The sequence below is a fragment of the Streptomyces sp. NBC_01335 genome (assembly GCF_035953295.1).
GTDB lineage: Bacteria > Actinomycetota > Actinomycetes > Streptomycetales > Streptomycetaceae > Streptomyces.
Window position 1 is genome coordinate 137,166 of the sequence record NZ_CP108370.1, and the last position, 20,650, is coordinate 157,815.

General features: G+C 71.8%; 17 protein-coding genes. 6 read left to right on the plus strand and 11 right to left on the minus strand.

The features are described from left to right. Positions 1 to 43: 43 nt before the first annotated feature. Positions 44 to 718 (minus strand): hypothetical protein, encoded by a 675-nt coding sequence (locus tag OG599_RS00605; protein ID WP_327173899.1) that lies wholly within the window; start codon positions 716 to 718, stop codon positions 44 to 46. Positions 719 to 959: 241 nt separating this feature from the next. On the opposite strand from OG599_RS00605, the gene OG599_RS00610 reads away from it, so the two are divergent. The 3 genes from OG599_RS00610 (at position 960) to OG599_RS00620 (ending at position 5,439) form a co-directional block, all read left to right on the plus strand. After that, complete coding sequence (locus tag OG599_RS00610; protein ID WP_327173900.1) at positions 960 to 2,174, plus strand: HupE/UreJ family protein; 1,215 nt, start codon at positions 960 to 962, stop codon at positions 2,172 to 2,174. A gap of 127 nt (positions 2,175 to 2,301) precedes the next feature. Next, positions 2,302 to 4,278: a metallophosphoesterase family protein gene (locus OG599_RS00615; RefSeq protein ID WP_327173901.1), complete on the plus strand. Its 1,977-nt coding sequence runs from the start codon at positions 2,302 to 2,304 to the stop codon at positions 4,276 to 4,278. A gap of 78 nt (positions 4,279 to 4,356) precedes the next feature. Continuing rightward, the gene (locus OG599_RS00620) at positions 4,357 to 5,439 is read left to right on the plus strand and encodes a WxL protein peptidoglycan domain-containing protein (protein WP_327173903.1); all 1,083 of its coding nucleotides are present in this window, start codon (positions 4,357 to 4,359) and stop codon (positions 5,437 to 5,439) included. A 100-nt stretch (positions 5,440 to 5,539) separates the two neighbouring features. Here OG599_RS00620 and OG599_RS00625 read toward each other — a convergent pair whose 3' ends face one another. From OG599_RS00625 to OG599_RS00640, 4 genes are all read right to left on the minus strand, one after another. Further along, positions 5,540 to 6,040, minus strand: coding sequence for a hypothetical protein (locus OG599_RS00625; protein WP_327173904.1), 501 nt, complete (start codon positions 6,038 to 6,040; stop codon positions 5,540 to 5,542). A 129-nt stretch (positions 6,041 to 6,169) separates the two neighbouring features. Next, positions 6,170 to 6,565, minus strand: a complete 396-nt coding sequence (locus OG599_RS00630; protein ID WP_327173905.1) for an ACT domain-containing protein — start codon at positions 6,563 to 6,565, stop codon at positions 6,170 to 6,172. A gap of 147 nt (positions 6,566 to 6,712) precedes the next feature. Further along, positions 6,713 to 7,060: a DUF805 domain-containing protein gene (locus tag OG599_RS00635; RefSeq protein WP_327173906.1), complete on the minus strand. Its 348-nt coding sequence runs from the start codon at positions 7,058 to 7,060 to the stop codon at positions 6,713 to 6,715. Positions 7,061 to 7,287: 227 nt separating this feature from the next. Beyond that, positions 7,288 to 8,814 carry an acyl-CoA synthetase gene (locus OG599_RS00640; RefSeq protein WP_327173907.1) on the minus strand — a complete coding sequence of 509 codons (1,527 nt, stop codon included), beginning with the start codon at positions 8,812 to 8,814 and terminating at the stop codon, positions 7,288 to 7,290. A 230-nt stretch (positions 8,815 to 9,044) separates the two neighbouring features. On the opposite strand from OG599_RS00640, the gene OG599_RS00645 reads away from it, so the two are divergent. After that, positions 9,045 to 10,910: a serine hydrolase gene (locus OG599_RS00645; RefSeq protein WP_327173908.1), complete on the plus strand. Its 1,866-nt coding sequence runs from the start codon at positions 9,045 to 9,047 to the stop codon at positions 10,908 to 10,910. A 102-nt stretch (positions 10,911 to 11,012) separates the two neighbouring features. On the opposite strand, the gene OG599_RS00650 is transcribed toward OG599_RS00645, so the two are convergent. After that, positions 11,013 to 12,581: a phytoene desaturase family protein gene (locus OG599_RS00650; protein ID WP_327173910.1), complete on the minus strand. Its 1,569-nt coding sequence runs from the start codon at positions 12,579 to 12,581 to the stop codon at positions 11,013 to 11,015. 469 nt (positions 12,582 to 13,050) lie between these two features. Between OG599_RS00650 and OG599_RS00655 the strand changes: the two genes are divergently transcribed. After that, a complete protein-coding gene (locus OG599_RS00655; protein ID WP_327173911.1) occupies positions 13,051 to 14,037 on the plus strand; it encodes a phosphotransferase family protein in 987 nt (328 codons plus the stop codon). Then, the gene (locus OG599_RS00660) at positions 14,034 to 15,392 is read left to right on the plus strand and encodes an MATE family efflux transporter (protein ID WP_327173912.1); all 1,359 of its coding nucleotides are present in this window, start codon (positions 14,034 to 14,036) and stop codon (positions 15,390 to 15,392) included. The genes OG599_RS00655 and OG599_RS00660 overlap by 4 nt, the downstream gene beginning before the upstream one ends. Here the strand turns inward: OG599_RS00660 and OG599_RS00665 are convergent. The 5 genes from OG599_RS00665 to OG599_RS00685 form a co-directional block, all read right to left on the minus strand. Continuing rightward, positions 15,373 to 15,993, minus strand: a complete 621-nt coding sequence (locus tag OG599_RS00665) for a TetR/AcrR family transcriptional regulator (protein WP_327173913.1) — start codon at positions 15,991 to 15,993, stop codon at positions 15,373 to 15,375. The genes OG599_RS00660 and OG599_RS00665 overlap by 20 nt on opposite strands. A 52-nt stretch (positions 15,994 to 16,045) precedes the next feature. Beyond that, positions 16,046 to 16,477: a DUF6083 domain-containing protein gene (locus tag OG599_RS00670; RefSeq protein WP_327173914.1), complete on the minus strand. Its 432-nt coding sequence runs from the start codon at positions 16,475 to 16,477 to the stop codon at positions 16,046 to 16,048. 163 nt (positions 16,478 to 16,640) lie between these two features. Then, entirely contained in the window at positions 16,641 to 18,992 is a 2,352-nt protein-coding gene (locus OG599_RS00675; protein WP_327173915.1) for a serine/threonine-protein kinase, read from the minus strand. 70 nt (positions 18,993 to 19,062) lie between these two features. Further along, positions 19,063 to 19,908, minus strand: a complete 846-nt coding sequence (locus OG599_RS00680) for an oxygenase MpaB family protein (protein WP_327179890.1) — start codon at positions 19,906 to 19,908, stop codon at positions 19,063 to 19,065. Between the two features lie 76 nt (positions 19,909 to 19,984). Then, the gene (locus OG599_RS00685) at positions 19,985 to 20,563 is read right to left on the minus strand and encodes a TetR/AcrR family transcriptional regulator (RefSeq protein ID WP_327173916.1); all 579 of its coding nucleotides are present in this window, start codon (positions 20,561 to 20,563) and stop codon (positions 19,985 to 19,987) included. Between the last annotated feature and the right edge of the window lie 87 nt (positions 20,564 to 20,650).

Genomic DNA, 20,650 nt, shown 5'->3' on the forward strand with positions numbered 1-20,650 from the left:
GGCCCGGGCTCCCGTGGACGGAACCCGGGCCGGGGAGGCTCGCTCAGAACCTGTCGAGCCACACCACGATGCCGGTGTGTCCCGAGAGCACCGCCGCCGTTCCGGCGCGGACGGCCGCCGCACAGCGGGCGGCGGTGAAGGAGGCGGCGTCGTACGCGGAGGACATGCCGAGGCCCTCGCCCCGGAAGGACGCGCCCGTCCAGTCGACCGCCGTGACGTTGTGGGTGGGTTCGGCGAGTTCGGCGCCCACGACCAGGAACTCCTGGTCGAGGTGGCTCGGGGTGACCGTGGCGAGCGGGTCGACGAGGCTGTTGCCCGCGCTGATGACGAGGTCGGGGTGGAGGTCCATCGCCCTGACGACGGCGGGGAGGAGGTCGGCGGTGCCGGCCGCCGTCACGGTCCGCAGATCGACGTCCTCGTCGCCGGCCCACGTCTTCACGGCGGTCACCAGGGTCTTGGTGGGCCGGTCGTGGCCCGCGGTGAGCAGGACGACGCGGGCGCCGTCCGAGGGGCGCACCTTCGACCAGGAGCCGGGATCGGGCGTGACGGTGGACTCCGGGGCGGGCGACTCGTCCGGGCCGATGAATCCCGCGCCCAGCGCACCGATCGCGGAGGGCCGCGGGTGCGGCCGCGACCAGTCGGTGCCCGAGGCGCATCCGGCGAGCAGGGCGAGGGCGGCCGCGGTGGTCACGGCGGCGGCCTGGAGCGGGCGGTGCAAGACGATCGTCCTCCGGTAGAGGGCCCCGGCGACACGACCGCACACGGCGGTGTGCCCGCGCGGCCCGGCGTGTGCGGGGCGGGCCGGTGCGGGGCGGCTTTCCGCACATCCTGCGCCGTCGGGGCACTCGATCTCCACGAAACGGACCGCTGTCGAACGTTTGTTTTCCCACGCTTCGCTGACCAGCCGCTTCCGGTTCATTCACGGCCTGCACGGTGCACGGGCAACCTCAAGGAGTTCCATGCCTCACCGTGTACGCCGCCCCCTGCTCGCTCTCGCCGCGGCGGTTCTCTTCCTGCTCTGCCTCGCCCGGCCCGCCGCCGCCCACGGTTTCTCGTCGACCGTGTACGCACGTGTCACCGCCGACGGCGACCGACCGCTGCACACCCGACTGAAACTGGAGTACGACCTGCTCGTCGTCTCGGCCGCCGACACCGGTGACGACGACCCCCTCTTCCGGTCGGGCACCGACGCGTTCGAGGCGGGGGACCCGGTGGCCGAGGCCGCCGCGCTCGAAGCGCACCGCAGGACCGTGCTCGCCTACGTCACCCGGCACCTCTCGGTCAGCGCCGGAGGGAAGGCCTGTACGCCCACGCCTGACGGCGCGTTCCGGATGGGCACCGAGGAGGGCGTGCCGTACGCCCTGCTGGATCTCGACTGGAGCTGCGCCGGACACGGCACGGGCGGCGACCACGTGGTGCGCGGCACGCTCTTCCCCGACTCCGAGGGGTACGTCAAGGGCACCAAGACGATCGTCACCTACGACGTCGACGGCCGCACCGGGAGCGCCGCGCTCGACGCCGGGCACCCGTCCTTCTCCATCAGCCAGTCCTGGACGCAGCGCTTCTGGGAGTTCTTCCGGCTGGGCGCCGAGCATCTGCTGACCGGCACCGACCACATCCTGTTCCTGCTGGCGCTCATCGCCGGGTCCCGGCGTCCGCGCGAAGTCGTCCTGGCCGCCACCAGTTTCACGCTGGCCCACTCCGTGACGTTCCTGCTGGCCGCGCTGGGGCTGGTGCACATACCGGCCGGCCTGGTGGAACCCGTCATCGCGCTCTCCATCGCGGTGGTCGCCGGCTGGCACCTGTGGCGGATCAGGGGGCGCGGCGCCCGTGTCGCGGAGCTCCCGGCGCCCGGCGAGGGCCGGTTCGCCCTGGACCGCGCGGGCTGGACCCGTCTCGGCGTCGTGTTCTGTTTCGGACTCGTGCACGGGCTGGGGTTCGCGGGCGCGCTCGGTATCGAAGCCGCCTGGTCGTGGACCCTGCTGTGGTCCCTGCTGGTGTTCAACGTCGGCATCGAGGCGGTCCAACTCGGCATCATCGCCGCGGTGTTCCCGCTGCTCCTGCTGCTCGTGCGCCGCTCGCCGCGGGCCGCCGCGTGGACCACCGGCTCTCTCTCCGCGTGCGTCGCGGCCATGGGGCTCATCTGGTTCGTCCAGCGAGTGGCCGGGGCGTGAAAACCGCACGTCAGCGGTGATGTTCAGCCCTCGCCAAGATCGCATTCAGTTCTCGTTCATCTTGCACGGACACCTTGTCGATCGCCCTTGCATACGCACCGTATGCACACAGAAGAAACGACACTTCATGAGATCGAACGCTTCCCACCAGGCCCGGGGGCCCGTGCGGACCCGTGTGGCCACCGGCGCCACCGCCGCCTTCCTCGGCCTGACCGTCGCCCTCGCGGGCGGGGTGGGCTCGCCCGCGTCCGCGGCCGACGCCTCCACCCTCACCGGCATCGTCCTGGGTGTCGGCGCCAACGAGACCCAGCGCACGGTCAGCTGGTACTCCTCCGGCGACACCGCCCAGAAGGTGCAGCTCGCCCCCACGGCGCAGCTCACCGGCGGCGAGTTCCCCGCCGGCGCGGTCACCTTCGACGCGCTGGGCGCGGCGAACATCGCCACCAGCGGCGGCTACAACCGCCACGCCACCATCACCGGCCTGAAGGAGAACACCGCTTACTCCTACCGGGTCGGCAGCGAGGGCAACTGGTCGACGGCGTACTCGTTCAAGACGCAGGACTTCGAGGGCGCGTACGACTTCCTCTTCCTCGGCGACCCGCAGATCGGCTCCTCCGGCGACCTGGCGCAGGACCAGGCCGGGTGGGCGGACACGCTGGACGTGGCCACCAAGGCCAACCCGAACGCCGAACTCCTCGTCTCCGGCGGCGACCAGATCGAGAGCGCCAACAACGAGGACCAGTGGAAGTCCTTCCTCGCCCCCGACCAGCTGCGCCAGGTCCCGTACGCCGCCACCATCGGCAACCACGACGTCGGCGGCAAGGCGTACGAGCAGCACTTCTCGACGCCCAACACGGACAACTCGGCCTCGAAGTACGCCAACGGCAACCCGGCGTCCAACACCTCGGGCGGTGACTACTGGTACATCTACAAGGACGTGCTGTTCATCGACCTGAACAGCAACAGCTACGCCACCTCGCAGGGCGGCGGCGGCGACGAGGCGCACACCAAGTACGTCACCGACGTCATCAACCAGCACGGCTCCGAGGCCAAGTGGAAGGTGCTCGTCTACCACCACTCGATCTACTCGCCGGCCTCGCACGCCAAGGACGGGGACAACAAGGCCCGTCGGGTCGATTTCCCGACCACCTTCTCCAAGCTCGGCGTCGACCTGGTCCTCCAGGGCCACGACCACAGCTACTCCCGCAGCTACCTCATCAAGAACGGCCAGAAGGCCGATCCGAAGGAGCAGCCGGGCGCGGCCGATGTCTACCCGGGTCCCGGCGGCGTCCTGTACGTCACCGCCAACTCCGCCTCGGGGTCGAAGTACTACGACATCACGGCACCCGACAACAGCGGCACCAGCGGCGCGGGCAACGGCGCCGACCCGCTGAACCCGGGCAACTACTGGTACAACTCGGTGCAGAACCAGGAGCACGTCCGCAGCTACGTCAAGGTCCAGGTGCGGGACGAGAAGCTCGTCGTGGAGAACATCCGCAGCAGCACCTGCGCCGCCCCCAACTCCGAGGTCTCGCACGGCGACTGGTGCAACAACACCGACGCCGCGCAGCCGGTCGGCTCGGTCGTCGACAAGGTGAGCGTCCACCCGTACAACGGTGACGGCCAGTCGCTCCAGGTCAACGTGCCCAACGCGGCTCCGGGCGAGTTCGGCTGGACCATCGACGGCTACAACGGCCTGGTGGACCTCGGCACCGCCAAGGAGGAGAACGGTGACCACTTCACCGCCTCCGGCAAGATCAACCCGATCCTCGTGTCGGACACCCGCCGCTCGCTCTCGCCCTGGTCGGTCTCGGCCAACGTGAGCGCGTTCAAGGACGCCGACAAGACGTTCGCCGGCTCCTACCTCGGCTGGACGCCGTACGTGCTCGACCAGGGCGCGGGCGCCCAGGCCGGTTCGCCGGTCGCCTCCGGGTACGACGACCAGGGTGACGGTCTCGCCGTCTCCCGCGGTCTCGGCTCCGCGGAGCAGGGTCACGAGCGCGGCACCTCCAAGCTGGGCGCCGACCTGGATCTCAAGATCCCGGACAGCGTGCAGAAGGGCGGCTACCGCGCGACCCTCACGATCACCGCGCTGAGCAGCTGACCGATCCCGCTCCACCGGTGGGGCAGGCCCCGGTCCGCCGGACCTGCCCCACCTCCTCATCCGAGAGAGACCCCCGAGATGCACGCAGTGGCACCATCCCGCCGTACCCTCCCCGCCGGCCTCGTCCGTGCCGGCGCCCTCGTCCTGTTCACGGTGCTGGCGCTGGCGGGTGTGTCCACCGCTCCGGCCCGGGCGGCCGACGACGGCGACGTCACCTGGACGGTCCGCACAGCCGCCAACGACTTCGGGGCCGACCGGTCGAGCTTCGGCTACAGCGTGAATCCGGGCGGGAAGACGAAGGACGCGATGGTCGTCGCCAACCACGGCACCACCGCGCTGACGCTCGCGGTGTACGCCGCCGACGGTTTCACCACCGAGAAGGGGCAGCTGGACCTGCTGACCCGGGAGAAGAAGTCCCGCTCAATCGGCGCCTGGGTGCGGGCGGCGCGCGAGACCGTCACGGTGGCCCCGGGCAGGAGTGCCGAGGTCCCGTTCACGGTCACGGTCCCGGCCGGCGCCACTCCGGGCGACTACGTGGGCGGCATCCTCACCTCGCTGAAGCAGCCCGACGAGGCGGAGGGCATCGCGGTCGACCGGCGTCTGGGCATCCGGATCAGGCTGCGGGTCAGTGGGGCCCTGCGGCCGGCGCTCGCCGTCGAGGACGTGCACGTCTCGTACGCGGGCTCCGCAGGGCCGTTCGCGCAGGGCGACGCGACGGTGACGTACAGCCTCCACAACACGGGCAACGCGGTGCTCTCCGGGACCCAGAAGGTCGCCGTCTCGGGTCCGTTCGGCATGTTCAGCACCGATGCCGGCGCCGTCGCCGCGCCGCCGGAGCTGCTGCCGGGTGAGCGCTGGAAGGTGACGGTCCCGGTCCACGGCGTCACTCCCGCGTACCGGCTCGCCGCCACCGTCACCGTCACCCCGGTCCTCACCGACGCGGCCGGTTCGACCACCGCCCTCAAGCCGGTCCGGGCCACGGCCCACGGCCTCGCGGTCCCGTGGACGCTGACCCTGCTCGTGGTCCTGGTCCTGGCCGCGATCGTCGCGGCGGTCGCCTGGACCCGGCGCGGGCGGGTCCGCCGCAAGCGGCTGGAGGACGAGCGGGTGCGGGAGGCCGTGGACCGCGCCCTGCGGGAGAAGGCCGGGCACCAGGCCTGACCGGCCCGGCGGACGGCCCCCGGCAAAACACCGCGTCCCTGCGGCCCACGGACTCCTCCGGGGGCCGCAGGGACGTTTCAGCCCTGCTTCGGGACTGTGGTCAGCCCTGCTGGAAGAGTTCCGCGGGCAGCGGCTTGAGCAGCGCGTAGAGGTCGTCGGTGATCGGGCGGTCCCAGCTGGCGATCGTGACGAGGACGCCGTCGCTGCGGTCGAACTGCACGCAGGCGACGCGGGTCTCGGAGAGCTTGACGCGGCGCACGATCAGCAGGTTGTCGCCCTGCATCACGGGGACGTCCTCGGTGGAGGTGACTTCCACCGGCTCGTCGTTCTCCAGGGCGAGGAGCAGCTGTGCGACCTCGAAGGGGACCTGGCCCTCTTCGGTCTCGCGGGCGGGCGAGCCCGCCGGGAGATTCCCGATGATCATGGCCGGACCGCGGCCGCCATAGAGGTCGTACCGGAGGAAGACGCCCTGGCAGGTGCCGTCGGGCGCGGGCAGCAGACCGGCTCCGAGGTTCCCGGGCCAGTCCCCCGGGTCCATGGCGAGGACATCGAAGTCCGGGCCGGCGGGAGTGGCGGCGCTGCGACGGCGGAGGAAGGACATGCTGCCATGTTACGTGGCCCGGCTCACGTCGCGGAGCCGGGCCCGGGCGGGCGTGGAGGGAATCCGGGCGCCGCGGCCGGTGCCCGGCCCGGCGGGCCCGGCCCCGTCCGAACGAAACGCCCTGGACGGCTACTCGGCCGCGAGCGACTCCAGTACGGTGACGGCTTCGGCGGCCCGCTCGTACGGGACGAAGAGGTGGTCGTGGTGGTATCCGGCGACCACGTTGCAGCTGATGCCCGCGTCCGTGAGCGCCAGGGAGACGGCGGCGGTGAGCCCCACCGCGTCCAGGGCCGAGTGCACCCGCAGGGTGATCCAGCCTGCCATGAAGGCGTGGCTGAGGCCGGCCTGCTTCGCCTCGTACTCGGGCAGGACGAGCGTCAGGCCCTCGCGCTCGGTGACCGTGACGACCGGCGAGACGCCGGCCGGTACGGCGTCCCGGCGCACGCTGGTGAAGACGTACCGGCCTTCGTGCAGCTCGGGCCGCAGGGAGCTCAGGAGGGTGCGGAGGTCTCGCTCGCCGCTCATGGGGTCATCGTAGATCGGCGCCGGCCGGACCGCCGTCCCGCTCCGGGGTGCCCGCCGGGGCCGTCGCACGGCCGGAGGCCGGGACGGCATGCGCTGCCGTCCCGGCCTCCGGGATGTGGGTGCCGCTCCGGCGTGCGGAGCGCGCGGTCAGGCCGCGTACTTCGGGTTGGGGCCGTGCTGGTTCGCCTCGGCCTTGCCCTCGGACGCGAAGAAGACGAGCAGGATGATCCCGCCGACCAGCGGCACGAGGCCGATGAGGTACCACCAACCCGAACGGCCGGTGTCGTGCAGGCGGCGCACGCCGACCGCCAGGCTCGGGATGATCACCGCGAGCACGTATATGTAGTACAGGAACTGCGAGCCGATGACCTGGCCGATGATGGACAGCACGACGGCGATGATGAAGTTGAAGAGCACGAACATCCAGAACTCCTTGCGGCGCGCACGTCCGCTGAAGCCCACGTAGTTCTTGAGTACGTCCAGGTACCAGTTCACAACGTTCCCTTCCCTGGCCCCCGTGGAGGCCCCTACTTTTCAGTCGAGCAGGCCGAAAAGTAGGTGACGGGCGAGGTGCGGGTCAAGGCAGTTCGGGGCTCGGCGGAAAGGTACACACACCTGACGCCGGACCGTGGCCCGTTCGATGCCTAACCGGCCCCGTACAAGCGATATTTGGTGTCAGATCACCTACTCCCGGGCGAACCGAGCATGCCTCACCGAAAGGCTCATTCCGCACCCTGCGCGTACCGTTCGCGCAGCTCCCGTTTGAGGATCTTGCCACTGGCGTTGCGCGGCAGATCCCGCACGAAGACGACCCTCTTCGGGGCCTTGAAGGAAGCGAGCTTTTCGCGGACATGGGCGATCAGTCCGGCGGCGGCCGTTTCGGAGGCGGTGAACCCGTCGCGCAGCACGACCACGGCGGTGACGGCCTCGATCCAGCGTTCGTCGGGCAGTCCGACGACTGCGGTCTCGGCCACCTCGGGGTGGGTGTAGAGGGCGTCCTCCACCTGTCGGGAGGCAATGAGGACCCCGCCGGAGTTGATGACGTCCTTCACCCGGTCGACGACGGTGAAGTAGCCGTCCGCGTCGCGCACCGCCAGGTCGCCGGAGTGGAACCAGCCGTCGCGGAAGGCCTCTTCGGTCTCCTCGGGGCGCCCCCAGTAGCCCTGGCACAACTGCGGGGAGCGGTAGACGATTTCACCGGCCGTGCCGTCCGGAACCTCCGTGCCGTCCTCGTCGACCACGCGCGCCTCGACGAAGAGGACGGGCCGGCCGCAGGAGTCCATCCGGCCCTCGTGCTCCTCGGGGCCGAGGACGAGGGCGAGCGGCCCGATCTCGCTCTGGCCGAAGCAGTTGTGGAAGGCGAGGCCGGGGAGCCGGGCGCGCAGCCGTTCCAGCACGGGCACCGGCATGATCGACGCCCCGTAGAACGCCTTGCGCAGGGCGCCGAGGTCGCGGGTGGCGAACTCCGGGTGGTTGGCGAGAGAGATCCAGACGGTGGGCGGGGCGAAGAGGCTGTCCGCCCGGCCCGCCTCCACGAGGTCGAAGATACGGCCGGGGTCCGGGGCGTCCAGAACGGTGTTCTCCGCTCCGGAAGCGAGGTAGGGCAGCAGGAAGACGTGCATCTGCGCGGAGTGGTAGAGCGGCAGCGAGTGCACGGGCCGGTCGTCCGCGCCGAGGCCGAGTGCGGTGAGGGCGCTGACGTACTCGTGCACGAGGGCCCCGTGCGTCATCATCGCGCCCTTGGGCAGGGCTGTGGTCCCCGAGGTGTAGAGCAGTTGCACGAGGTCGTCGGCGCCCACGGCACGCTCGGGGGTGAACGGGCGGGGCGTGGCGAGGGCGTCGAGCAGGGACCCCGGGGCGTCGCGCAGCGCCCGCACCGCGTGTCCGGCGGGGACGCGGTCCGCCAGGTCCGGATCGGTGAGGACGAGGGAACTGCCGCAGTCGCCGAGCAGGTGGCTCAGGTCGTCGCCCTTGAGGTTCTGGTTGACCGGTACGTGGACGAGACCGGCGCGGGCGCAGGCGAGGTAGGCGATGGGGTAGACGTCGGAGTTGTGCGCGTAGGTGGCGACCCGGTCGCCGTGGCGCAGTCCGTGCTCGCCGGTCAGGACGGCGGCGGCGGTACTGACGGCGGTGTCCAGCTCCGCGTAGGTCCACGACCGGTCCGCGTACCGGAGCGCGGTGCGGCCGGGGGTGCGCCGGGCGCTGCGGGTCAGGAGGCCGTCGACCGTACTGCTGCGTACACCTGTCATGGCCGGAATCCTGTGCGCGCGACGGCCGCCGGTCAAGGGTGACGCGGATACCGGGACGGCGCGCCCGGACACCACCTCTCTGACAGCACGTCAATTACCGGTACGCACAACCCCGTACGGAACGGCGGCGGCGACAGTACCCTCTCCTTCGGCAACAAGTTTCACGATCGGACGCATTTTCGGAAGTTACTTTCACACAGGCGTCGGACACGGACCGAGAGGGGTCACGGATGACCGGGGACACGAAGGGTTTCGGGATCGGCCGGCGGAGGCTGGGCGGCGGGATACTCGCACTCGGCGGGGCACTCGCCCTGGCGCCGCTCCCTCTCGCGGGCGTGGCGGTGGGCGCCGAGCCCGGCACGGGGGCCTCCGGGGCGGAGGCCCAGGATCCACGGGCGGGAACGGGAGCCGGTATGGCGGCAGCGATGGATCGGCCCACCCTGCGCCACGGCTCCGCCGGGCGGGCCGGGCTGATCGAGGAGCAGCTGGACGCGCTCGTAAACGTGGCGAGCGCCTATCTGGAGGACTCCCCCAGCCACCCGTGGTACGCCGGGGCGGTCCTGCTCGCGGCGCGCGGCGGTACGGTCGCCCTGCACCGGCCGATCGGGATGGCGGTCCGGTACGCGGCGTACGACGAGAAGACCGACACCGGCGTGGAGTTCCCCGCCGGCCAGCAGGTGCCGATGACCGAGGACACCGTCTTCGACCTGGCCTCCGTGTCCAAGCTCTTCACCTCGATCCTGGCGGTGCAGCAGATCGAGCGCGGCCGGCTCACCCTGGAGGCCACGGTCGCCTCGTACCTCCCCGAGTTCGCCGGCGGTGGCAAGGGTGAGGTGACGATCCGTCAACTTCTGACCCACACCTCGGGTTTCCGGTCCTGGATCCCTCTCTACAAGGCGTCGACCCGGGAGGGAAAGCTCCAACTCCTCTGGGACGAGACGCTCCTCGACGCCCCGGGCACGGCGTACCTCTACTCCGACCTCAACCTGATCTCGCTCCAGCTGATCCTGGAGAAGATCACCGGCCGCACGCTCGACGTCCTGCTGCGGGACGAGATCACCGAACCCCTCGGGATGCGCCGCACCCGCTACAACCCGCCCGCGTCCTGGCTGCCGGACATCGCGGCCACCGAGGACGCCCGGCTGCCGTGGTCCGGGCTGGACCGGGGGCTCGTCCGGGGAGAGGTGCACGACGAGAACGCGTACTCCCTGGGCGGGGTGGCCGGACACGCGGGGGTCTTCTCCCGCGCCTGGGACCTGGCGATCCTCGCCCGTACGCTGCTCAACGGCGGGAGTTACGGGCGGGCCCGCATCCTGTCCGAGGAGTCGGTCGAGCTGATGTTCACCGACTTCAACACCGCGTTCCCCGGCGACGCGCACGGGCTGGGGTTCGAGCTCCACCAGCACTGGTACATGGGCGCGATGGCCACCCCCCGCACGGCGGGCCACACCGGGTTCACCGGAACCAGCCTGGTGATCGACCCGACGACCGACTCCTTCCTGATCGTGCTCGGCAACTCCGTCCACCCCGTGCGCACGTGGCGTTCGGGCAGCGCTCCGCGCGTCGCCACCGCCGACCGGATGGCGCGTGCCGTCGCGGTCCGCCCGGCGCACGGGCGCACCGCGTGGTTCTCCGGGATGACGAGTGCCTCCAGCGCCCTGCTGACGCTGCCCGCCCTGCGCCCCGCCTCCGAGCGGGCCCGGCTGGAGTGCTCGCTCTGGTGGGACACCGAGCCGGACTCGGACGCGCTGTACCTGGAGGTGTCGGCCGACGCGGGCGCCGGATGGCAGCCGGTGCCGTTCTCCACCGTGCCCGCCTCCCCCGGGGCGCACGGCACGCCGGCCGTCCACCCGGCGGGGACGGTGTCGGGCTGGTCCGGCCGGGTCTGGCACACCGTGACCGCCGGGCTCGGCGCCTGGCGGGGCCAGGAGATCCTGCTGCGCTGGCGGTACGCGACGGACAAGCTCTACGTGGGGCGCGGGGTGTACGCCGACGCGATCCGGGTGACCGACGCGGGCCGCGCGCTGTTCGACGAGTCCCGTCCGGCCGACGCGGCCCGCATCACGGCGATCGGCTGGGCACCCTCGGCGGACTGAGCGGGCGGGGCCGAGCGGCGGGACCGCGCGGCGGGCCCAGCGGCGCCGTGGTGACGCACCGCGGCGCGTACGCGCGGTGGCCGGTGCTTCCTGTGGCCCCCGTCAGCGGCCCAGCGCGGCCATCGCCGCGTTGTGGCCGGGGACGCCGGAGACCCCGCCGCCGCGCACCGCACCGGCGCCGCACAGGAGGACGTTGGCGTGCGCCGTCTCGACGCCCCAGCGGCCGGTGTGCTCGGTGGCGTACGGGAACGAGAGGTCCCGGTGGAAGATGTGGCCGCCGGGCAGGCGCAGTTCGCGCTCCAGGTCGAGCGGGGTCTTCGCCTCGACGCAGGGGGCGCCGTTCTCGTCGCGGGCGAGGCAGTCCGCGATCGGCTCCTCCAGGTGGGCGTCCAACTGCGCCAGGGTGGCGGCGAGGAGGGTCTCGCGGGCGCCCGCGTTGTCGGCGGCGAACAGCCGGGCGGGGGTGTGCAGCCCGAAGAGGGTGAGGGTGTGGAAGCCGCGCTCCGCGAGTCGGGGGCCGAGGATCGACGGGTCGGTCAGGGAGTGGCAGTAGATCTCGGACGGCGGTGCGCCGGGCAGCCGTCCTTCCGCCGCCTCGCGGTGGGCGAGGGCCAGCGCGTCGTACCCCTCGGCGATGTGGAACGTACCGCCGAAGGCCGCACGGGGGTCGACGGACCGGTCGCGCAGCCGGGGCAGCCGGGTGAGCAGCATGTTCACCTTGAGCTGGGCGCCCTCGGCCGGGGTGGGCGGTCCGTCGCCCGGTTCCCCGGTGAGGGCGGCGAGCGCCTGGGGTGAGGCGTTGACGAGGACCCGGCGGGCGGCGACGGTGTGCTCGCCCCGGTCGTCGCGGACGGTGACCTCGGCAATCTTGCCGTCCGTCTCGATCCGTACCGCCTCGTGCCGGGTGCGGATCTCGGCACCGGCCGACCGCGCCGCGTCGGCGAGCGCGTCGGTGAGCGCGCCCATGCCGCCGACGGGGACGTCCCAGTCGCCCGTACCGTTGCCGATGACGTGGTAGAGGAAGCAGCGGTTCTGGCGCAGCTCCGGGTCGTGGGCGTCGGCGAACGTCCCGATCAGCGCGTCGGTCAGCACGACCCCGCGCACCAGGTCGTCGGCGAACCGCTCCTCCACGGTGACGCCGAGCGGTTCCTCGAACAGCGCCCGCCAGGCGGCGTCGTCCCCGATCCGTTCCCGCAACCGGTCCCGTTCGGGCAGGGGTTCGGTGAGTGTGGGGAAGACGCGCTCGGCCACCCGCCGCGTCATGCCGTAGAACCGCCGCCAGGCGTCGTACTCGCGGTCCCCGCCGGTGAGCGCGGCGAAGCTCTCCCTGGTGCGGCCGTCGCCGACGAGCAGCCCGGTCGCCGCACCGCCGCGCACGGTGGGGGTGTACGAGGAGACGGTGCGCCGGCGGGTGGTGAAGCGGAGCCCGAGGTCACGGACGACCTTGGCCGGCAGCAGGGAGACCAGGTAGGAGTACCGGGAGAGCCTGGCGTCGACCCCGGGGAACGGGCGGGTGGAGACGGCCGCGCCGCCGGTCGTCCCCAGCCGCTCCAGCACGAGCACGGACTGCCCGGCCCCGGCGAGATACGCCGCGGCCACCAGACCGTTGTGGCCGCCGCCCACGATCACGGCGTCGTAGGTCTTCTGCGTCGGGTTCCGGGGTACGGTCATCCGCCTTGTTAGCACGGGAGGGCCGCGCCCGGCCAGAGGTACGTGAGGCGGGCGCGGCTGCCGGGCCCTGACGCGCGACACGCATGGGGAAGGAACCGTGCAGCGACGCCGAGGCGCACCGGAGCACCCTCCACCGCGTCGCCAAGATCGTTTTCGCCGAAGGCGACCCGCGAGTCGCCTCGGCCAGGCGACTTGTCCCGCGGTGAAGCGGTGCCGCAGCAAGCGGGCCCGTGGCCTCCAGTTGTCTCCGCGACTGCGATCCGGTAGCGGCCATGGGTCCGACCGTGATCCGTCTTTCAGCTCGCAGGCCCGGGCGCGCAGAAACCTGTCTTCACCCCCTGGTGGAGAATTTCTAACACGTGGTAAGTATTTGTGCGCCTGCCGAGGGCCATGCAGTCGACCGCGTACGGGGGCCTTGCCCCTTCCCTCGCGGAGACACCGCCGACACGCCATTGACGAAGGAACGACTGTGGAGAGCATCACCAAGAACAGGCAGTCTCCCGAGGTGCTGTGCGCCATGATCGAGCGCGCCTACGGAGCCGGGCAGGTCCCGGCCGGGGACGGATGGGCGAGCGAGCTGGGGCACGGCTGGTTCAACGTCGCCTACCGCATCCGCCTGCGCGATGGCGCCGAGGTCGTACTGAAGATCGCCCCGCCCTCCGGTGTGGAGGTGATGACCTACGAGCACGGCGCCATGTCGATCGAACTGACCACGCTGGACCTGCTGCGCACGCGGACCGCCGTCCCCGTGCCCGCCGTCGACTTCGCCGATCGGAGCCGCGAGCTGTGCGACGCCGACTACTTCTTCATGCCGTACGTCGACGCCGACAACCTCGGCGTCATCGCCGAGTCGCTTCCCACGGCCGAGCGAGACGTCCTGATGGAGCAGCTCGGCGCGTTCAACCGGGAGATCAACTCCGTCCGAGGTCCGCACTTCGGCCCGCCGGCCGGGCCGGGACATGCCACCTGGCGGCAGGCGTTCACCACGATGATCGAGCACGTGCTCGTCGACGGCGAGCGCCGTGGCGTCGACATCGGCTGGAAGTACGACACCGTGCGCGCGGTCGTGGCCGAACAAGCCGGCAGCCTCGACGAGGTCACAGAAGCCCGCCTGGTGGAGTGGGATCTGTGGGCGAGCAACGTCATGGTCCGCGACAACAAGATCGTCTGCATCATCGACCACGAACGCGCCTTCTACGGCGACCCCTTGATCGAGGCCGGCTTCACCGGCAGCCAGATGGCCGCCTTCGGCGACTCGGGACCCTTCATGCGCGGCTACGGTCATGGCGAGCTGACCGAAACCGAGCAGACCCGCCGCCGCCTGTACTGCCTCTACCTGGTACTGATCATGGTCATCGAAACCGTGTACCGCGGGCACACCGACACCCACCAGTACGACTGGGCGCGCCCTCGCCTCGACGAGGCCATGGCTCTGCTCGGCCGCACCCGCCAGTGACTTCCGTACAGGCGGTTCCCCCCACCGACCACACGACCCGGCTCGGCACCGATCCGATAGCCCGGCTGTTGTGGCGCTCCTGCACCCAGACGACCGCCGCTGTGGGCGTGTACGGCGTCTACGCCCTCACCAACGCCTGGTTCGTCGGCCGCGGCGCAGGGGACACCGCCATGGCCGCGGTCAATCTGGTCGCTCCCCTCCTGCTGCTCCTGGGCGCGGTGTCCACCACCGTCGGCGCCGGCGGCGCCTCCCTGGTCTCCCGAGCCCTGGGCGCGGGAGACCACCGGGCCGCCGCCCGCGCGGCGGGCAACTCCTTCGCCCTCTTCTGGGCCTGCGCCGCGGCCACCACCCTGCTCGGCCTGGCGTTCCTGAACCCGCTGCTCACTCTGCTCGGCGCCACTGGCGAACTGGGGGCGACCGCCCGCCCCTATGCCGTGGTGCTGCTGTGCGGGGCCCTGGTATCCACCGGCTTCTCCAGCCTCGTGCGAGCCGAAGGCCGCATGGGGTTTTCCACCCTGCTGTGGCTCGTGCCCGTCGCCGTACAGATCACCCTGGACCCGCTGCTCATCTTCGGATTCGACATGGGTGTACGGGGCGCCGCGCTCGGCACCGTCGGCGGCCAGGCCGTGTCCGCGGCGATGAGCCTGTGGTTCTTCTTCGTACAGAAACGCCGCCCCTACCGCATCGGACTGCGGGACCTGCTGCCGCACGGCTCGACGCTGCGCGCCCTGCTGGGCGTCGGCCTGCCCTCGTTCCTGGCCGGCACCGGTGTCACACTCCTGGCCGTTCTCGTCAACGCCACCCTCGCGGCCACCGGGTCGGCCACCGCGCTCGCCGCCTACGCCGTCTGCGCCCGCTTGCAGACCTTCGTGATGATGCCGCACACCGGCATCAGCCAGGGGCTGCAGCCCCTCGTCGGCTACAACACCGGACGCGGCCTGCCCGGCCGCGCGCTCAAGGCCCGCAACTACTCGCTGATCGCCTCCGTGGTGTACGGCCTGATCACCGCCACCGCCCTCGCAGCGCTGGCCAGACCCCTGGCCGGCCTGTTTCTCAGTGATGCCGACACCATCACCGTCGCCGGGCAGGCGCTGCCGGTGATCGCGATCGGGCTCACCGTCGCCGGAACAGGCCCGCTGGTAGCGGCCTACGCCCAGTCGCTGGGCCGTCCGGCACCCGCGTACCTCATCTCCATCGGCACCCTGCTCCTGATCAAGGTTCCTCTGGTCGCCACCCTGGGCCGACTGGGCACCACAGGCGTCTGGGCCGCTTTGGCAGCCGGCGAAGTGGCCACCGCCGCTGTTGCCCTCCTGCTGCTGTGGCGCCTGCACACCCCTATGCCGAAGGCTCCTTGAGGAGCAGCTCCACGTGGGAACGCAGCACCCCGGCCATGTCCACCTCATCCGGACTTGTCAGCCACTGCACCTGCAACCCGTCCATCAGCGCCACGAACCCGGCCGCCGCCACCCGGGGGTCGACCCCCTCCCGCAACGCCCCTTGCTCCGCCAGCTCCCGCAACGCACGGTGCACATACTCCCGCGTCGTCCTGTAGTGATCCGTGAAGTACTGGTGCGCGGGATGATCCTCGGAGAACGCCTCCGCCGCGACACGCACGTACAACTCCACGATGCCCGGATGCCGGGCGTTGTGATCGGCCAGGTCGACCAAGTGCTGCACCGCCGCCGCGGGAGAGTACTCCTTCGGTCCGAGCCGCGCGGTGTCCTCCTCGTCCCGACGCTCCAGCACCGCCGCCAAGAGCGCTTCGCGGCTGGGAAAGTAGTAGTGGAGACCGACGTGGCTGATGCCCGCGCGCTTGGCGATCTCCCGCAGCGAAGCACCGTGATAGCCCACGTCCGCGTACGCCTCAGCAGCCGTCGTCACGATCTGCTCACGGCGTGCCCGCCCTTTTGCATACCCGCGCGAAGACGCAGGCACCTCGACTTCCGCATCAGACATACCCCCATCATCGCAGCGGCAGTGATCGACATCAGGTCGGCATGACGCTCCGTCAGTGATCGACCGCCGAGGGCCCGTCCTCCGGGAGGTCGAAGAGCCGGCCCATCCTGTCCCTGTTCATCTGCCGGTGCAGGGTGATCCAGAGCCCGAAGTCCCCGGGCCGGAGGTACGGGCAGACGAGGCGGTGCGGGATGTGGCACCGGGCGCCCGGGAGGGGTTCGGCGTCCCAGAGGTTCATGGCCCTGCGGTCCGGCGTGATGGTCCAGCGGTCGTGCGGGGGGACCGTGTGGGCGGGGACGATCACACGCGGTTCGAGGAGAACCCAGTGGTCGGCGTAGTGCGTGCGGTAGCGGTCCTGACGGAGGTCGCAGAAGGGACAGTCGGGCGGATAGGGCGGGCGCGGGGCGATGGCACCTTCGAGGAGAGCCTGGTAGATGTGGCCGGTGCTGTCCGGTCCTGGCGCGGTATTTCCGGTATCCCCCATGTATCCAGGGTCCGGACGGGTCGTCTGCTGCGGTAGGACGCGATCCGGCCGTGTCGGAGGGGCAAGGAGTGCACGGGTGGGGCCCCCGTCGCCCGACGAGGCGCACCGCTGCTCACCTGCCGCACGGGGACGGGCCGAACCCGGCCCCTCCGGAGGCGTCCCTTCACCGGGGCGACGGTGTCCCGGGACGGGGTGTCGCGGGGCGGGGTGTCGCGGGGGGCCGGTGGGGCTCGGCGAGAGACGCTCCGGCGTCGAGTTGCCGGCGGCAGCGGGCCTCGTCGTCGCGGCTCGCCACCGCGTCGGGATGGACGGGCCCGAGCACCCGGGTCCTGGCCTCGGCGACCCGTCGGTAGAGGACGAGTGCTTCCGCCCAGCGGCCGAGCCATCCGAGCGAGACCGCGATCTCGCGGCAGCTGACGAGGGTGTCGGGGTGGTCGGGGCCCAGGGTGCGTTCCCGCGCGGCGCACACCGTGCGTGCCTCGGCGAGCGCCTCTTCCCACTGGCCGAGGCGGCCGAGGTTGACGCCCAGGCCGTGGCGGGCCCGGAGCGTCTCCGGGTCGTCGGGCCCGCCCGCTCCCGTCCGGTCGTGGACGAGGGCGCGGTAGAGCTCCGCCGCCTCCGCTCCCCGTCCGAGGCGACCGAGGCAGACGCCGATCTCGTGGCGGGTGGAGAGGGTGTCCGGGTGGGTGGCCCCCAGTGCGAGGACCCGGCCCCGGGCGACCCCCGTGTAGGTGTCCAGCGCCTCCTGCCACCGCCCCGTCCGACCGAGGGCGTACCCCACTTCGAAGAGGGTCACCAGAGTGTCCGGGTGGTCGGCGCCGAGCACCCGGGCGCGTGCGTCGGCGACCTCGCGGGACATGCGGTACGACTCCTCCGCGCGGCCCAGCCGGCCGAGGTTGCACGCCATGTCGTGGCGGCAGCTCAGGGTGTCCGGGTGGTCGGGGCCGGCCGTACGCTCCCGGGCGGTGAGCACCGCCGCGTACACCCGGTGCGCTTCGGCGTGCCGCCCGAGGCGTCCCAGTACGTACGCCGTCTCCTGGCGGGCCGCCAGGGTCTCGGGGTGGTCGGGCCCGAAGGCCCTGGCCCGGCCCTCGGAGACGTGGCCGAACTCCGCCAGCGCCTCGGTGTCGTACCCGGTGCGACTGAGGCAGACGCCTCGTTCGTACCGGCTGGCGAGCGCCTCCGGGTGGGCGGCCCCGAGCAGCCGGGCGCGCTCGGTCGCGACCGCTCGGTGGATCTCCCCCGCCTCCGCCCAGCGTCCGAGGCGCGCGAGGGCGAGGCCCGACGCGTGGCGTCCGGCCAGAGAGCGCACCGCGTCGGCGGCCGGAGCTCCGGGGGCGGCCGTGGGCGTTGAGGGGCGGACGCCGGTCGTCCACGCGCCGGTGAGCGCGGCGGTGTGGTCGCCCGGTCCGGGGACCCGGCGCTGGGTGCCGGTGGCCCTGCGGCCGGTGGTCATCGACCTGCTCCAGCCGGGCAGTTCGCCCGGACCGGCGTCCTGCGGCAGCGCGGGGAGGGCGGGTGGGGCCAGTACGAAGCCGGCGGACGGGTGCGGCTCGGGGCGGGCGGGCGGGAGAAGTTCAGCGCGGGCCGGCGGAAGAAGCTCAGGACCTGGGGCGGCCGGTGCGGGGTACGGGTGTCCGGCGGGACCGGTCTCCCGTACGTTTCCGGTGCGTGCGAGGGCGATCCGCCGCCGCAGTGAGCCCGCGTCCTCCGGGCGCTGCTCGGGGGACTTGGCCAGCAGGTCGAGCACGGTCCGCTCGAGGAACTCGGGGAGTTCGGCGCGGTGGGCGCGCAGGGGGCGGGGCGGTGTGTCGCGGTGGGCGACGAGGATGCCCCAGGCGTCGTCCAGGTCGAACGGCGGTACTCCGGTGGCGATCTCGTAGAGCACGCAGCCCAAAGAGTAGAGGTCGCTGCGGTGGTCGACGCCGACTCCGCCGATCTGCTCGGGCGACATGTAGTGCGGGGTGCCCATGGAGATGCCGGTACCGGTCAGCTTGGAGGTGAAGGCGGTGTCCTGGGCGAGGCGCGCGATGCCGAAGTCGCAGATCTTCACCGTGCCGTCGGTGAGCCGCATGATGTTGGCGGGCTTCAGGTCGCGGTGCACGATGCCCTGTCGGTGGGTGTAGCCGAGGGCGTCGGCCATCTGTTCGGCGATGTCGATCACGTCGTCGACGGGCAGTGCGCGCCGGCCGTTGTCCTCCAGGAGCTGACCGAGGTTGCGCCCTTCGAGGAGCTCCATCACCAGGTAGAGGACGCCCTCGTGTTCGCCGAAGTCGTGGACGACGGTGACGCCCCGGTTCTGGAGCGCGGCGGCCACCCGGGCTTCGCGGCGGAACCGCTCCCGCAGGACGCGGGCGAAGGAGCGGTCGTGGGGAGGGCCGGAGGGCTTGAGGCACTTGACGGCGACCTGGCGGCCCAACGACTCGTCGCGGGCGCGCCACACCTCGCCCATTCCGCCGCGCCCGATCAAGTCGAGCAGCTGGTACCGCCCCTGGATCAGCCTGGTCTCCGCCATGGTCAGTCGTCGCCCCCCGTCGCTCCGCTACGTCCGCGCCCTCCCCCGGCCGCTCCAGTATGGCGGCCCGTCACGGAAGTCGACGCGGGTCGGGGCGGCTCCCGGGGCCGAGTCGGGCCATCGCCGTCACGATGCGGCGGGGCGGCAGTCGCCATCGCAGTCGCGCGGGTATTGCCCGCAGGAGCCGGCCGGTGGCGCGCAGCCGCCGGTCGACCGCCGCGGGGGGCGGGGCCGGCCGGCCGTAGAGCGCGTGGGCGTAGGGCGGCAGGGAGTCGTAGGCGAGCGCGGCGACATGTCGCCAGAGCAGGGCTCGGGCGGGCACCAGCGGCGCGGGCACGGGCGGGCGGCGCAGGAAGCCGTCGACCTCCGCGGCCTCCGGTGAGGCGGCGAGTTCGGGCCGGACCCGGTCGAAGTAGGCGTCGAGCTGCGCGGTGGTGGCGGGGACGGTTGCCGGGTCGAGTCCGACGAGCCGGGCGCTGCGGCGCTGTTCGTCGACGTAGCGGTCGGCCTGCGCGTCGGTGAGCGGATAGCCGGAGCGGCGCTGGACTTCGAGGTAGGAGGCGACTTCTGCGCAGTGCACCCACCGGAGCAGCCCCGGTTCGCCCACGCCGTAGGTGTCGCCGGTCTCCGGGTCGGTGGCGGTGAGGTGTGCGTGGATCCTGCGGACCCGGGCGCCGGCCTTCTCCGCCTCCTGGGTCGTGCCGTAGGTGAGGACGCCGACGAAGTCGGCGGTGCGCAGCAGCCGTCCCCAGGCGTCCTGGTGGAAGTCGCTGTTCTGCGTGACGCCGCGTACGGCGCGCGGGTGCAGTGCCTGGAGGTAGAGGGCCCGGACCCCGGCGACCCACATCATCGGGTCCGCGTGCATCTGCCAGGTGACCGTACCGGTGCCGAAGATCCCGGGGTCGGCGTCGTTCATCGCGTGGGCCTCCAGCTCGGGGCGGGGCGGATACCGGACGCGCGGAAGATCGTGGCCCATGGTACGCCGCGCGGGATCAGCCCAGCGATGCCGTTGCCGCACGCAGGTCTTCCAGGGCTGCCAGTGCATGTGGCGCGAGCCCTTCTTTGTCATCGCGATCGCTTTCGGACCACTGGGCGTATCCCCGCTTGAACGCGAGGACTCCCAGCTCGCCCGCGAGGTGCGCGGTCGGGTCGGGGACCCCACGGGCGATGAGTGCGGCCGTCATGGCGGCCGCGAGACCGACGCTCTTGAGGGCGTCGCGCTCTTGCAGTTCGGTGCTGGCTGCCACGGCTGCTTCGAGGCGGGGGCCGAGTTCGCGGTTCGCTGGTCCCATGGCACTCGACGCGCGCTCGAGACCGGCTGCTACCGCCTGGAGCGGGCTGGCGCTCGTAGGGGCCTCGGTAATGCCATCGGCGAGCAGCCTGCTGAGCGTCTCCTGGCCGGCGACCAGTAGCTCGCGCTTGTCGGAGAAGTGCCGGAAGAAGGTGCTCTTGGTGACACCGGCGCGCTCGGCGATCTGCGTCACCGTGGTGGCGTCGTAACCCTGCTCGGTGAACAGGTCGACGGCCGCAACGACGAGTCGCTGGGTCGCCCCCGGTTGCCATCTGGTCATGCGACCAGGATAGGCGATGGGACACCTGTCCCGTCACCATGTAGGGTCAGTGATGGGACAACAGTCCCATCACTTTCAGGGAGAGCT